Genomic DNA, 13,543 nt, shown 5'->3' with positions numbered 1-13,543 from the left:
ATGTTACGTTCGTGGACCAGAAGGAATTATTTTGGAGCTTGCTGAGGCGATTAAATAATCTTGCAACTAAAATTACTTCATTATGATTACTCAAATTCTATTCATCAATTGTAACGTCTAAAAAATCATCTCCCCTCTGTAGATTTTTAGAGGGGAGATTTTTTTTGATGGATATTTATGTTAATATCACTATAAGATTGAAGTAGATTGAATCTTATTTAGGGAAGGCATAAGTTGACAATCTTCCCATAAGAAAAATCATGATTTCCAATGGATGCATTCAATATAGAAATACAGTAATTCCTTTGCAAAATTTAATTTAGGAAAGAGTTTATTCGTGTTAATAAAGGATTATAAAGTTACTCATAGTGCAGGTGTGAGGAGGAATTAAAATTGATTATTACCGAAAATATAAAAGGGCAACGCTACCAACAGCTTATCAAATTACTAGCAAGTCAATGTAACCGCTTCGCCTTTGTTGAGAATAGACAATTAATGGCTGATGAAGAATTACGACTAGCCATTGTGGGTGAATTAATCGCAGATATTGGCGATCAATTTATCGAAAGAAAAATACAACGCAAGTGGGAGACAACATGGCTTGGCGAAGGTACAGCATATGTTTTTTATTTTATTTTAAATGATATTACCGCACAATTTTTGAAGGACCATAGCTACTCCCTTTTTGACTGGGTTTATCCAAAATTACCAGAGGATTTAATGTTTTACCAAGATGATCAATGTTTACTAGCAGCGTGTTCGCACGAAGGTTTTTTTAGGGTTGATGAAAACTTATGGAACAGTTTCATATTAAGCTAACGAAGGAGATTGTTCAATGCAAGTAATTTTCTAGTGTCCTACATTAAAAGAAATTGATAGTTTCAATATAACCCACGGAAACGAATTACTTTTATTCTTACAATTAATGCAGTATCCCTTGAAATAAAATGGGGTGAAAGAATCTTAAATTTTGGGTATGATGTATGTATTTTTTCTGAAATCCTAGTTTTAAAGGGTTAAAAGAGATCTTATCGAATAAAATTAGAAGAAACCACTATTTTGGAATAGATGGGATTTATAAGGGGGTAGCTTTGTGACAAAAATTGCAATAATTTCAGATATCCACGGGAATAAAACGGCACTAGAAGCCGTGTTAGAAGACATTCGATTAAGAAATATTGAAAGAATTTTTTGTTTAGGCGATTTAATTGGCAAAGGACCCCGAGGCTCTGAATGTATCGAGCTTATCCAAAAGAACTGCGAACGAGTAGTTCGAGGCAACTGGGATGTTTTTATTCAATCTCCAACTGAGCTTGAATTATTACAGTGGTTTAAAGATAGATTAACAGAAAAGGATTATCACTATCTAGCTTCATTACCATATAGTATTGATCTTGAATTAAATGGACAATTAATAAGGTTTTTCCACGCTTCCCCAAGAAGCGAGTTTGAACGCATTGTGCCTAGCCATCCAATTGAAAAGCGTTTATCAATGTTTGAGAATAGTGAAAAAACTAATTCAATTCATTCTAAAAAACTTCCTGATATTGTTTTCTACGGCGATTTACATACAACTTTTTTACATACATATAAAATGGGGATTCTGTGTAACGTTGGGAGTGTCGGAAATTCACTTGACTTAACTTCAGCTTCCTATGCGATTCTAGATGGCTCATATTCAAACAACGCCATTCAATTTATTAGAGTTGAGTATGATAGACAGGCAGAACTTTTGATGGCAGAACAGCTAGGTTTGCCACAATTAGATAAATATTACGATGAAATTATGTTAGCAAAATATCGAAATGCTTAGGGTTTTTAGTGGTGAACAACACCGCGGATAATAGATGGGGAAACAAGTTATAAAGGCTAATACTTGACATCTCTTTAGCTATATAAACTTACCAAAGATGTAGAAAAAAGGGGGAGAAAATATGAGTGTAGAAGTTTTTAATGGAGAGCGTTCCGAAGAAAGCGTTCAATTTGAAAAATGGTTAATTGCTCAGAGTAATAAAAAGAGTTTTTCTAGTATTGAAAATGCAAAGCAGTTTACGAAGCAAAGGGGCACAGAAAATATTCAGCCCTATGTTATTGGGGATGATGTAACCTTTGTAAGTGAGGTAAAGGAACAAAGTTTTGAGGGAATGCAGGTTTTCACTTTAAATGACAAAAAGTCCTTGGAGCAAAAAGTTATTCTCTATATACATGGTGGCGCCTGGACAAGTCAACCTTTATCCTTACATTGGATGTTCATGGATAGAATAGCACAATCGTTAAATGCCAAGGTTATTGCGCCCATTTACCCTAAAGTACCCCATTTTAACTATCAAGATACCTACTCAAAAATTTTCAATTTATATATGGAAATAGTAGAAAATGTTGAAAGAACCAACCAATGTACGATTATGGGAGATTCGGCAGGTGGAAATATAGCACTTGGCCTCATTCAACTTTTGAAACGAGATAAGCTGCCTCAACCGCAAGATATTATTTTATTTTCTGCATGTGTTGATATGAGTTTAGAAAACCCTCTTATACCTGAATATGAAGAAAACGATCCTATGTTGGCTAGTGAAGGAATGGAAGTTATTACAAAGATATGGGCAGCTGATAAAGATCTAAAGGACCCATTAATTAGTCCAATTTACGGTGATTTTCAAGGGATTGGCAAGATTACTCATTTTATTGGCACACATGAAAGTTTATATCCAGACGCCATTCAATTTGATGAACTACTAACAGAACAAGGTGTCGCCATCACTACCTATGTATATCCTAAGATGAATCATGTTTTTGTTGTGATGCCGATACCTGAAGCTATAGATGCTCAACAGAAAATTGTAAATATCTTAAGTAAATAATTTCTAGAAGCGTGTTTTGATGTATTCAAAACACGCTTTTCTTGTTCTTTTTATTAGCGGAAAATCACTATAAGTTGAAACGAAAATTAAAAATTATAAAGTAAGCTTACATTTAAAAGGAAGTATTATGCAAAATAGAATTCGTGCATTGCGGATATCAAAGAAGATTCTTTTAATTCGTCTATCCTATTTGTGTTCCTTGTACCGTTGATCATTGCTCTACTAAATATTGGTATTGGCCTAGTGTTTGGCACATTATTTACAGATAAGCAGGTAGGTGGGATTTTTGCAATATTTGTAAATGTTACAACTTGGTTAAGTGGAACTTGGTTCGAACTAGATATGGTTGGTGGGACTTTTCAATCAATTGCGCACTTTTTACCTTTTGTTCATACTCTCAATGCAGCAAAAGCTATTCTACAAGGAGCCTATGTTGACATGCTTCAATCACTATCTATTGTGATTGGCTATACGATATTGATCACGATTTTCGCCATGATTGCTTTTAAACGTAAAATGCGTGCTTAACGTAAAAAGGCAGCCCCAACTACTTATTGGGGCTGCCTTTTTCTATTAATCATGATTTAATGTTGCAGCAATCTCGGGTTGTTGCTCTACTTGGCGTAGCATATTGAAGGATGCAATCGCTACTTCTACTTGATCGTCTTTTGGTTCGCGTGTTGTCAATAATTGAAGCCATAAGCCAGGGTAGCCAAGGAAGCGTAACACTGGGATATTACGGCAAGCGTTGGTTGCTTGTAATACTTCAAAGGAAATACCAAGAACAACAGGAATTAATAGAATACGATCTAAAATACGAAGCCACAGTGGGTCTGTAGGCACAAAGAAATATAAAAACATGCCGACGAACACTGTGAATAGAATGAAGCTACTACCACAACGATAGTGTAGGCGTGATTGAGCTTGGACGTTTTTTACCGTAATATCTAACCCCGCTTCATAGCAATTAATGACCTTGTGCTCTGCACCATGGTACTGAAATACTCGTTTAATGAGGGGCGTTAACGAGATAAAATATAAGTAGGCTAGCAGTAATAATAGTTTAATGCCACTTTCCAGTAAAATTTGTCCGGTTTTTCCTTCAATCCATTTAGAGAAAAAATCGGCTATAAAAACAGGAATTAATGTGAAAGCAAATTTTCCAAATAAAAAAGAAAGAATACCAACTAAAGCAACTCCAAGTATCATTTGAAGTTTAGAGCCTTCTTCTTTATGATCTTCTTCTTCGCCAGGAGTCACATCAAAACGATCTCCGGCAAATTGCATATGACGAGAACCTAAGCCAGCAGATTCAATAAGCGCAACTACGCCTCTTACAAAAGGTATTTTTTTAAGTTTTTGTAAAATAGGTTTTTGAACTTTTTTAAAATGATAATAATCAATGGAATCATCGTTACGACGAATGGCTGTAACGGTATGTTCCTTTCCTCCGAACATCACACCCTCTAATTGTGCTTGTCCCCCGTATACAGGTGAATTGCTCAAGGCTAACACCACTCTCTATATATATTTCAACTGTACCATTGTACTAAATTTAGTGAAAAACCTCTACCGTTACGCATAGTAAATTTTCTATATGGCTACACTAATCGTACATTTCAGGAAAAGATTAGTGTGTAAAAATGGAGGTTATCTTGTGAAAACAGCAGCGATTACAGCTTTTGTCAATGCGCTTGTCTTAGCATTGTGCTTAAAGGGATTACATTATTTTCATCTCATCAAATGGCATCCGATTGGGTTTTATAAGAAGTGGAATTGGTTCGAAGATAGCTCTAAATTATTTCAGTGGACCTTCTTTATCATACTTCTATTTATTATCGGTTTATTTTTATATATGACAATGCGCTATGTGTATATCATTCCAGCTGTCTTTTCTTCACTTTTATTAGGCCTTTTGGTGACCATCACCTTAGAGTGGATTGTATTAGATTTACCTTTACAACTAACTTCCTTTAAGAAACTCTCGATACCGTTCATCGTGATTGTCGTTTGTCTATTACGTTTCTTGCTGGAAACTGCAAATTTCCATCAGAAGGAGATGAATGCACATAGAGAAAGGACGTAGCTCACAATATCCCCTTGGTATTAAAAGGGGGTATTTTTTTGCACCATTTGATGATGTTTTTGCGAAAAGATGCTCCAGACTTTCAAAAGTTTTTTCAGTGATTTCAGCTGACATGATTACACTACGTCAAAGTGGATGGAGCTTCTAATGGAAATTAGTTGCTGAATGCACCGTGTATGATAAAATAAATGGCAAGTACATAGAAAGAGGCGAATAGAAGCGTGAAGTTATTATGTTTGAATGGACCTAACTTAAATCGACTGGGTAAACGAGAGCCACATATTTATGGACATGAAACATTAGATGATGTTAGAAAGAATGTTCAAAATCTTGCGGCTTCTTTAGGGGCTACAGTTGAATTTCGTCAATCCAATCATGAAGGGGTACTAGTTGATTGGGTGCATGAAGCAGAGGACGAAAAATATGATGGTATTATCTTTAATCCCGGTGCATATACCCATACAAGCATCGCGTTACATGATGCGATTGCAGGGATTTCTGTGCCGGTTATCGAAGTACATATTTCCAATATCCACAAACGTGAGGCTTTCCGTCATCATTCTTATCTTGCTCCGGCCTGCCTTGGTCAAATTTGTGGACTAGGTACGAAAGGCTATGAACTGGCACTACGTACATTTATCGAGAGGGAGAATTGATTATGTTGAAATTACAAAAGCTACGTAAAGCACTGCAAGAACAAAACATCGATGGTATTTTAGTTACAAATGAGTACAACCGCCGCTATATGACTGGTTTTACAGGGACAGCGGGCGTAGCAATTGTGTCTCAAAACGATGCTGTGTTTATTACAGACTTCCGTTATACTGAGCAGGCTGCTGCACAAATTCAGGACTTCCGAATTGTAAAGCATGAAGCAACAATTATTGAAGAGATTGCTACTCAAGTGAGTAACATGGGCATCAAATTATTAGGCTTTGAGAGAGATACTGTCAGTTATGGCACATATGAACTGTATAAATCGAAGATTCAAGCTGATTTAGTGCCGATTTCTGGACTTATTGAAAAAATTCGCTTGATTAAGACGGAACAAGAGATTAATATTATTAAGGCTGCGTGTGAAATTGCTGATCACGCATTTACACATATTTTAGGCTTCATCAAGCCTGGTAAAACAGAGCTTGAGGTTTCGAATGAATTAGAATTTTTCATGCGTAAACAAGGAGCAACTCAGTCTTCGTTTGACACAATTGTTGCGTCTGGTCTTCGTTCAGCACTACCACATGGCGTAGCAACGAATAAAGTAATTGAAAAAGGCGACTTTGTTACATTAGACTTTGGTGCGCTATACAATGGCTATATTTCGGATATTACACGTACTGTGGCTGTTGGAGAACCATCCGAAAAATTAGTAAATATGTACAATGCAGTCCTTGCTTCTCAACTGTTAGCACTTGAAAAAGTGGGTCCTGGATTAACAGGCATTCAAGCGGACGCGATTGCACGTGATTACTTAAAAGAACAAGGATACGGCGAAGCATTTGGTCATTCTTTAGGACATGGTATTGGTCTTGAAGTACATGAAGGCCCTGGCTTATCGATGCGTTCTGATACAGTGCTAGAGCCAGGTATGGCCGTGACGATTGAGCCTGGTGTTTATTTACCAGGAATTGGTGGTGTTCGTATCGAGGATGATATTTTAATCACCGAAACGGGTAATGAACTACTAACACATTCGTCAAAAGAACTCATTATTTTATAAACTTTGGAGGAACACAAATGATCTCAGTAAACGATTTCCGTACAGGTCTAACAATTATTGTTGATGGCCAATTATACCGCGTGTTAGATTTCCAACACGTTAAACCAGGTAAAGGTGCTGCATTCGTGCGTTCTAAATTACGTAACCTACGTAATGGCTCTGTAAATGAAAAAACATTCCGCGCTGGTGAAAAAGTAGAAAAAGCACAAATCGATAACCGTAAAATGCAATACTTATATGCACAAGGTGACGAGCATGTTTTCATGGACTTAGAATCTTACGAGCAAACTGAACTATCTTCAGCTGCTATTGAATATGAATTAAAATTCCTAAAAGAAAACATGGAAGTTCATATTCAATCTTACCAAGGTGAAATGTTAGGTATTGAATTACCAAACACTGTTCAATTAGAAGTTACAGAGACAGAACCTGGGATCAAAGGTGATACAGCTTCAGGCGGTACAAAACCTGCTACTCTTGAAACGGGTCTAATCGTACAAGTACCATTCTTCGTAAACCAAGGTGATGTTTTAATCATTAACACAGAAGAAGGCTCTTACGTATCTCGTGCCTAATTAATAAAAACCTACTCTTTAGTATAAAAGAGTAGGTTTTTATTTTATTTTTATACATATCATGTGAAAAGCTTCAATCGTTGTGCCATTTGATACAGGAAAAAGACCTTTTTTTCTCGTCATCCTCCTTCTTTCTATCATCAGAAAGATGGTCATTTTTGGAAAGAAAGTTTACAATAATAACATAGTAAGGAGTGAAAGGTATGTTACAAACAATATTTGATATGCAACACCCAATTATTCAAGCGCCAATGGCAGGTGTCACGTCACCTAAATTTGTGGCTGCCTGTGCTGAAGCAGGTTTATTAGGCTCAATTGGAGCGGGCTACTTAGATGGCGAACAGACAAAGCAATTCATTCAGGAAGTGAAAAAATTAACGACAAAGCCTTTTGCAGTTAATTTATTTGTACAAGAGGACCCAAAAATCGATATAGAGGTGTTACAACAAGCTCGTATGGCGCTGCAACCTTTTTATGATGAGCTTGGGTTATCACCTGTACAGAGTGTAGTGTCTAAGGATGTTTTTACAGGGCAAGTTCAGGCGGTTATAGAGGAAAAGGTAGCAATTTGCTCGTTTACATTTGGCATTCCATCAGCAGAGGTTCTTCAACAATTAAAAGACAATGGTATCTATACCATTGGCACTGCAACAACATTAGAAGAGGCTAAACTGGTGGAACAGGCTGGCATGGATGCGGTTGTCCTACAAGGTGGAGAGGCTGGGGGGCATCGAGGTTCCTTTACTGACCCTATCCAATTAATTCCCTTAGATGCGTTGCTACAACAAGTAGCTGGTCAAATTGCGATTCCAATGATTGCAGCAGGTGGGCTCGTGACAAAAGAAGCTATTCAGCAGGCACTTGAAAACGGAGCACAAGCTGTTCAAATTGGTACAGCTTTACTAGTAGCAGATGAATGCGAAATTTCTCCGCTCTATAAAAATGCAGTATTGGCATCGAACGCACAGCAAACAACGATTACGCTTGCATTTACTGGTAAGCCAGCAAGAGGCCTAGCGAATGAATTTACTAAACGCATGAAGGATGCGATAGTGGCACCTTATCCACTACAAAACTATCTAACAACTACCATTCGTAAGGAAAGTGCAGAGCAGGGCAATGCCGAATATTTATCCATGTGGATGGGCGAAAATAGTCATCTCGTACAGCAAACAGGTACGGTTAAAAGCATCGTGAACAAACTATTATAAATTTTTTTCGTAGTAGATCTCTATACATCTGTATAGAGGTCTTTTTTTTTATAGTGCGACATATATTGCTGTACACGAGGGGGCGTAGGAATGGAATTACAAGACGTATTAAGAGTTGCTGGAGTGGGACTAGTCGTTGCGCTTCTTCATGTTTTCTTTGATCAAACAGGGAAGAAGGAGTTTTCATTTTTCCTCTTTTTCATTGCCTACTTATATATGACAGCAGAGTTACTTCGATTTTTACGTCTATTCTTTAATGAAATATTAACATTCTTCCAATGGCTTACATCATCCGGGTAATGTAAATGGAAATTGTCATCGTCGCTGTTGTCATGCTGCTTTTATTATTGCTGATAAAAGAAGTTATACAGCCACTCCATGCGCTAATAAGTGTGATGTTTTCGTTTTTGCTTTTTGGCATGTTGTTCTCGACACTTTTATTGCCTTTCGTCAAGCAGCTTCTAGAAACACTTGCGTTTTTACCTTATGCGAAAGCTATTCTAATCAGTGCAAGTATGTTCTATGTCGGACAGTGGGTGTCATTGCTGCTGGCAGAACATAATTATAAAGTGCTCGGGAACATCGTTTTTGCTGCAGTGAAGATCGTCATTTTATTGTATTGGTTCAAAGAATTTTTGGCTGTTTTACAGGAGGTGTCGTCCATTTTAAAAAGGCTAAACTAAGGAGCGAAGCCATTGCAGGAGCAAATACTATCATTTTTAATCGACCCATTCTTTCTCTTGCTAAAGATGACGCTCATGCTTTGCGGCTACGTCATCATTATTTTGATTGTCAACATGATATTACCAGAATTTGAAAAAGGGACAAGGATACTATTTTTTCTTATTGTTTTAGCAACGATTGGTCCTGTTGTTGTAAAGTCCTTTACCTTAATTGATGAAATTGCACAAGGACTAGCCCATCTATTTACAGCATTTTATCCGATTCTTACATCAAGCTTTCTATTATCAAGCAGTATTACAGCGATTGCTTCCTGGCAGCCCTTTTTACTATTTTTTGTACAAGTCCTTACGATTATTAGTAGTAAGTGGCTTATACCAGGCGTGCTTTTGGCCATTGTCTTTGATGTTTGCAGTGTTATTGTCAAGGAAATATCTTTTACACGAATTGCTGAATTAATTCGTTTTACCATTATGAGTATCGTTTCCGCCTCTGTCATTTGCTACGTTCTTTTGATGACTGCAAGTGGTGTTGCGGCATTTAGTGTCAATGCGGCAGTAGCAGAGCCTGTGAAAAAATTAATTGAAGAAAATATTCCGGTTGTTGGTTCTTTTATTGTAGATAGTTTTTCGATGTTTCAGCATATGACACAATTCACTTCATCCGTTACAAGTATTAGTGCTTTTATTGCCGTCATTACGGTGTCATTTATCCCAACGGTTCAGCTAGTTGTCAGTGCCTATTCGTTGAAAATGCTTGCCGCTATTTTAGAGCCAATTGCCTTTGATGATATTTGTAGATTACTAGATCAAATTAGTAAATCGCTATTTACCCTGTGTGCTGTATCATTTTTAATTGCTTTTTCATTTATGTTTTCTTGTTTTTTCCTCATTGTGTTTGTACAAGTCATGGCAGGGGGGAGATAGATTGATTCTTTTATTGGCATTGCTCTTTGTTTGTCAGATTTTTGTGTTTCTAACGGATGATAAGGAAATAATTTCACTGACAAAGTTGGTCATCACGTTAGTATTTTTGCAATTGCTATTAAAGATTCCATTTATCAATTCATAGGAAGAAACAAGCGTACATACACTTGAAAAAGAGAAGATGAAAGGAGGCAATGTACAAGTGATGTGGAAAAGACACGAAAAAAAACAACGTCATTGATGGTTTTAATTTTGATAGCTGCCTCCGTGGGAATATTCATCATTTTACCTATGTATCAAACGAATTCAACAAGCGACAAAAGTTCACCGCTCACAAATGAAGAAAAGCTTGAGCAAACACTGAAGGCAATGCAAGGTGTTGGGGAGGTTAAAGTCTATTTTTATTATGGAGAGATGACAGATGATCAAGATGCCAATAAACTATTTAGCCAATATTTTCGAGGGACTGAGCAAAGCGCGAAAAACGTAACAGGCATGCTAGTTGTTTCAGAAGGTGCATCCGATATCTTTGTGAAAAATGAAATTCGTGCGGTCGTCAGTCAAGTGATGCAGTTACCGATTCATCGAATTATTATCGTTCCAATGGAAAATAAGGAGGAAAAGTAAATGCGCGTACGTAGAAGAACAGTTTGGTTTATGACATTATTAAGTTTAGTAGCAGTCATTTCAGTGTATTATTTGGTTGATCCAGCAAAGCAGTTTAATGGTCTTACTATCTTTACAGATGATACACTACAACAAACAGCTGTCACAGGTGTTACAGATCAGAAGGCAACAAATGATGCAACACAAGAAGTATCTTCACCGAGTCACTTATTCGAAGAAATGCGTATGCAGGTTAGTGATGAAAGAAGCCAGCTTCGTGAACAGTTAACTCAAAAAATTGCTTCTGAAGAGGCTTCTGCTGAAGAAAAAAATGAGGCATTTAATGAAATGGATGGACTGATTAAGCGTGAATCAGCTGAAGCTATGCTTGAAATGCTCGTTAAATCATTAGGTTATTCCGATGCGTTTGTTCGCGCTGAAGGAGAAAAAGTTTCTGTAACAGTGATGGCAGAAGAGCTGTCAAAGGCACAAGCAAACGAAATTATTTACCTTGTAAAAACAGAGATGGAAGGCGCAAATGATGTGCAAGTAAAGTTTAGTGCGAATAATTATTAAAATATATAGAAAAAAATAAATATTTAATTTATTTATAAAAGGTTGTTATATATCAGCATAATGAAAAGGCTTTCGTTTAGTAAAGGAAAGCCTTTTATTTTGTTCAGATTTACTTAATTTTCATTTAACTATTTCAAATTGATTCGAAAAAATATAGAATAGTTATTGTAGTAGATTTTATTTCATAAGGAGAGTTAGAAATGTTCAAAATTCAAGAAATTCGTGAAATTATTAAATTAGTAGATTCTTCTTCCATTGACGAGTTTGTGTATGAAGTAGATGGCGCAAAAGTAAAACTAAAAAAGAATAATGTTGTTGTTACAGAAACTGTAGCACCTAAAAAAGAAGTAGTAGCCCCTGTTGTACAACAATCTGCACCAGCAGAAGCTCCAGTAGCAACACCAGCTCCAGCTAAAGAAGAAGCGCCAGCATCAGCTGCAGCTGCACCATCAGTTAACGACCCATCGTTACATAAAATTGTATCTCCTATGGTCGGTACTTTCTATCAAGCACCAAACCCAGATTCACCAGCTTACGTAAAAGTGGGTGATAAAGTAGGAAACGAAACAATCGTATGTATCGTGGAAGCAATGAAATTATTCAACGAAATCGAAGCAGAAGTGCAAGGGGAAATCGTTGAAATTCTTGTTAAAGATGGCGACTTAGTAGAATACGGCCAACCATTATTCCTTGTAAAAGCTGAGTAAGGAGTGCAAAACAAATGAAAAAAGTTTTAATTGCAAACCGCGGCGAAATCGCTGTGCGTATCATTCGTGCTTGTAAAGAGTTAGGCATTCAATCGGTTGCTGTATACTCTGAAGCAGATGCGGACGCATTACATGTGAAATTAGCAGACGAAGCTTATTGCATCGGACCGAAGCTATCAAAAGATTCTTATCTTAGCTTCCCAGCTCTACTTAGTGTAGCTGAAAAAACAGGTGCAGACGGGATCCACCCAGGGTATGGCTTCGTATCCGAAAACGCTGATTTTGCAGAAGCTTGTGAAAACGCTGGCATTAAATTTATCGGTCCATCATCTGATTCTATTAAAATTATGGGAATCAAGGACGTTGCACGTACAACAATGGAAGCAGCAGGTGTTCCACTTGTTCCAGGTACTGGTATTGTACCAGATATTGAAACAGGTAAAGAATGGGCTGCTAAAATTGGGTACCCTGTTATCATCAAAGCAACTGCTGGGGGTGGCGGTAAAGGGATTCGTGTAGCACGTACAGAAGAAGACCTTGTGAAAGGTATTGAAATTACGCAAAAAGAGGCTGCTGCTGCATTCGGTAACCCTGGCGTATATTTAGAGAAATTCATCGAGTACTTCCGTCACTGTGAGATTCAAGTGTTAGCAGATGGTTATGGCAACGTTGTGCATTTAGGCGAACGTGACTGTACAGTTCAACGTCGTATGCAGAAGCTAGTAGAGGAAGCTCCATCTCCAGCTCTATCTTCTGAGCGTCGTGCTGAAATGGGAGCGGCCGCAGTAAAAGCTGCACAAGCATGTAACTATGAAGGTGCTGGCACAATCGAGTTTATTTATGACTATCAAGAGGACAAGTTCTACTTCATGGAAATGAATACTCGTATTCAAGTAGAGCACCCAGTAACAGAAATGATTTCTGGTGTAGATCTTGTACAACAGCAGTTAAAAATTGCATCTGGTGAGAAGCTACCATTCACACAAGATGATATTCAATTAAATGGTTGGGCGATTGAATGCCGTATTAACGCAGAAAATGCCTACAAAAACTTCATGCCATCAGCAGGAACTGTCGATACGTATGTAACGCCAGGCGGCTATGGTGTACGTATTGATTCTGCAGTCTATGCAGGCTATACTATTCCACCATATTACGATTCAATGGTAGCGAAACTTATTGTTCATGCGAATACACGTGAGGAAGCGATTGCAAAAATGAATCGCGCGCTAAGCGAATTCGAAGTATCAGGTCCTGGGATCAACACAACCATCCCATTCCACCAAGCACTAATGAACAATGATGTTTTCAAATCAGCTCAATTTAATACGAAGTTCCTTGAAGAGAACGATGTATTGGGGACAAACAAATAATTAATTTGTGAATCTAAGGAATAGAATAATTCCAAATATCGTAATAAAATTACCTTCTAACATTCAATTGTTAGAAGGTTTTTTATTTGGATTTTTGATTTAGAGGATGTGACAGAGGAGTATACAATGACCAGTGTTTTTGAGGGTGCGTTTAAAGAGGAGACACGCGACTGATTACTACACCAAAGCTAATGATTGATAGGCTGAATTACATATATTGA

General features: G+C 37.3%; 17 protein-coding genes. 16 read left to right on the top strand and 1 reads right to left on the bottom strand.

Annotated features, from left to right (window positions below):
• Positions 1-393: 393 nt before the first annotated feature.
• The 4 genes from RT445_RS13495 (at position 394) to RT445_RS13480 (ending at position 3,389) form a co-directional block, all read left to right on the top strand.
• Positions 394-819 carry a stage III sporulation protein AH gene (locus RT445_RS13495; protein ID WP_274793651.1) on the top strand — a complete coding sequence of 142 codons (426 nt, stop codon included), beginning with the start codon at positions 394-396 and terminating at the stop codon, positions 817-819.
• 274 nt (positions 820-1,093) lie between these two features.
• Positions 1,094-1,813, top strand: a complete 720-nt coding sequence (locus tag RT445_RS13490) for a metallophosphoesterase family protein (RefSeq protein WP_274793650.1) — start codon at positions 1,094-1,096, stop codon at positions 1,811-1,813.
• Positions 1,814-1,934: 121 nt separating this feature from the next.
• Positions 1,935-2,861 (top strand): alpha/beta hydrolase fold domain-containing protein, encoded by a 927-nt coding sequence (locus RT445_RS13485; protein WP_274793649.1) that lies wholly within the window; start codon positions 1,935-1,937, stop codon positions 2,859-2,861.
• 192 nt (positions 2,862-3,053) lie between these two features.
• Positions 3,054-3,389, top strand: a complete 336-nt coding sequence (locus RT445_RS13480) for a hypothetical protein (protein WP_274793648.1) — start codon at positions 3,054-3,056, stop codon at positions 3,387-3,389.
• Positions 3,390-3,434: 45 nt separating this feature from the next.
• On the opposite strand, the gene RT445_RS13475 is transcribed toward RT445_RS13480, so the two are convergent.
• Positions 3,435-4,367, bottom strand: coding sequence for a DUF1385 domain-containing protein (locus RT445_RS13475; RefSeq protein WP_274793647.1), 933 nt, complete (start codon positions 4,365-4,367; stop codon positions 3,435-3,437).
• A 151-nt stretch (positions 4,368-4,518) separates the two neighbouring features.
• Between RT445_RS13475 and RT445_RS13470 the strand changes: the two genes are divergently transcribed.
• The 12 genes from RT445_RS13470 to accC all read left to right on the top strand — a co-directional run bounded on the left by RT445_RS13470 (position 4,519) and on the right by accC (position 13,322).
• The gene (locus RT445_RS13470) at positions 4,519-4,947 is read left to right on the top strand and encodes a hypothetical protein (protein WP_274793646.1); all 429 of its coding nucleotides are present in this window, start codon (positions 4,519-4,521) and stop codon (positions 4,945-4,947) included.
• A 221-nt stretch (positions 4,948-5,168) separates the two neighbouring features.
• A complete protein-coding gene (gene aroQ, locus RT445_RS13465) occupies positions 5,169-5,603 on the top strand; it encodes a type II 3-dehydroquinate dehydratase (protein WP_274793645.1) in 435 nt (144 codons plus the stop codon).
• A gap of 2 nt (positions 5,604-5,605) precedes the next feature.
• Positions 5,606-6,667 carry a M24 family metallopeptidase gene (locus RT445_RS13460; RefSeq protein WP_274793644.1) on the top strand — a complete coding sequence of 354 codons (1,062 nt, stop codon included), beginning with the start codon at positions 5,606-5,608 and terminating at the stop codon, positions 6,665-6,667.
• Positions 6,668-6,684: 17 nt separating this feature from the next.
• Positions 6,685-7,242, top strand: coding sequence for an elongation factor P (efp, locus tag RT445_RS13455; protein WP_274793643.1), 558 nt, complete (start codon positions 6,685-6,687; stop codon positions 7,240-7,242).
• A gap of 203 nt (positions 7,243-7,445) precedes the next feature.
• Positions 7,446-8,453 (top strand): NAD(P)H-dependent flavin oxidoreductase, encoded by a 1,008-nt coding sequence (locus RT445_RS13450; RefSeq protein WP_274793642.1) that lies wholly within the window; start codon positions 7,446-7,448, stop codon positions 8,451-8,453.
• Between the two features lie 90 nt (positions 8,454-8,543).
• Positions 8,544-8,753: a hypothetical protein gene (locus RT445_RS13445; RefSeq protein WP_012295089.1), complete on the top strand. Its 210-nt coding sequence runs from the start codon at positions 8,544-8,546 to the stop codon at positions 8,751-8,753.
• A 5-nt stretch (positions 8,754-8,758) separates the two neighbouring features.
• The gene (locus RT445_RS13440) at positions 8,759-9,136 is read left to right on the top strand and encodes a hypothetical protein (protein ID WP_274793641.1); all 378 of its coding nucleotides are present in this window, start codon (positions 8,759-8,761) and stop codon (positions 9,134-9,136) included.
• Between the two features lie 12 nt (positions 9,137-9,148).
• Positions 9,149-10,060: a stage III sporulation protein AE gene (locus RT445_RS13435; protein WP_274793640.1), complete on the top strand. Its 912-nt coding sequence runs from the start codon at positions 9,149-9,151 to the stop codon at positions 10,058-10,060.
• 252 nt (positions 10,061-10,312) lie between these two features.
• The gene (locus tag RT445_RS13430; protein ID WP_313470719.1) at positions 10,313-10,687 is read left to right on the top strand and encodes a hypothetical protein; all 375 of its coding nucleotides are present in this window, start codon (positions 10,313-10,315) and stop codon (positions 10,685-10,687) included.
• Complete coding sequence (locus tag RT445_RS13425) at positions 10,688-11,242, top strand: SpoIIIAH-like family protein (RefSeq protein WP_274793638.1); 555 nt, start codon at positions 10,688-10,690, stop codon at positions 11,240-11,242. It abuts the gene before it with no gap.
• A 200-nt stretch (positions 11,243-11,442) separates the two neighbouring features.
• Positions 11,443-11,949, top strand: a complete 507-nt coding sequence (accB, locus tag RT445_RS13420) for an acetyl-CoA carboxylase biotin carboxyl carrier protein (protein ID WP_313470718.1) — start codon at positions 11,443-11,445, stop codon at positions 11,947-11,949.
• 14 nt (positions 11,950-11,963) lie between these two features.
• On the top strand, positions 11,964-13,322 hold the full coding sequence (gene accC / locus RT445_RS13415) for an acetyl-CoA carboxylase biotin carboxylase subunit (protein ID WP_274793635.1): 1,359 nt from the start codon (positions 11,964-11,966) through the stop codon (positions 13,320-13,322).
• The last annotated feature ends 221 nt before the right edge of the window (positions 13,323-13,543 follow it).

Origin of the sequence: Lysinibacillus sp., from assembly GCF_032093475.1 — a bacterium.
GTDB classification, from domain to species: Bacteria; Bacillota; Bacilli; order Bacillales_A; family Planococcaceae; genus Lysinibacillus; species Lysinibacillus irui.
Note: the sequence above shows the minus strand (reverse complement) of the source record. Positions and strands in the feature narration are given on the sequence as shown.

Excerpts from the sequence above, each read along its gene's own strand:
- RT445_RS13485 (WP_274793649.1), top strand. The coding sequence starts at position 1,935 with ATGAGTGTAGAAGTTTTTAATGGAGAGCGTTCCGAAGAAAGCGTTCAA.
- RT445_RS13460 (WP_274793644.1), top strand. The coding sequence starts at position 5,606 with ATGTTGAAATTACAAAAGCTACGTAAAGCACTGCAAGAACAAAACATC.
- efp (WP_274793643.1), top strand. The coding sequence starts at position 6,685 with ATGATCTCAGTAAACGATTTCCGTACAGGTCTAACAATTATTGTTGAT.
- RT445_RS13450 (WP_274793642.1), top strand. The coding sequence starts at position 7,446 with ATGTTACAAACAATATTTGATATGCAACACCCAATTATTCAAGCGCCA.
- RT445_RS13445 (WP_012295089.1), top strand. The coding sequence starts at position 8,544 with ATGGAATTACAAGACGTATTAAGAGTTGCTGGAGTGGGACTAGTCGTT.
- RT445_RS13440 (WP_274793641.1), top strand. The coding sequence starts at position 8,759 with ATGGAAATTGTCATCGTCGCTGTTGTCATGCTGCTTTTATTATTGCTG.
- RT445_RS13425 (WP_274793638.1), top strand. The coding sequence starts at position 10,688 with ATGCGCGTACGTAGAAGAACAGTTTGGTTTATGACATTATTAAGTTTA.
- accB (WP_313470718.1), top strand. The coding sequence starts at position 11,443 with ATGTTCAAAATTCAAGAAATTCGTGAAATTATTAAATTAGTAGATTCT.
- accC (WP_274793635.1), top strand. The coding sequence starts at position 11,964 with ATGAAAAAAGTTTTAATTGCAAACCGCGGCGAAATCGCTGTGCGTATC.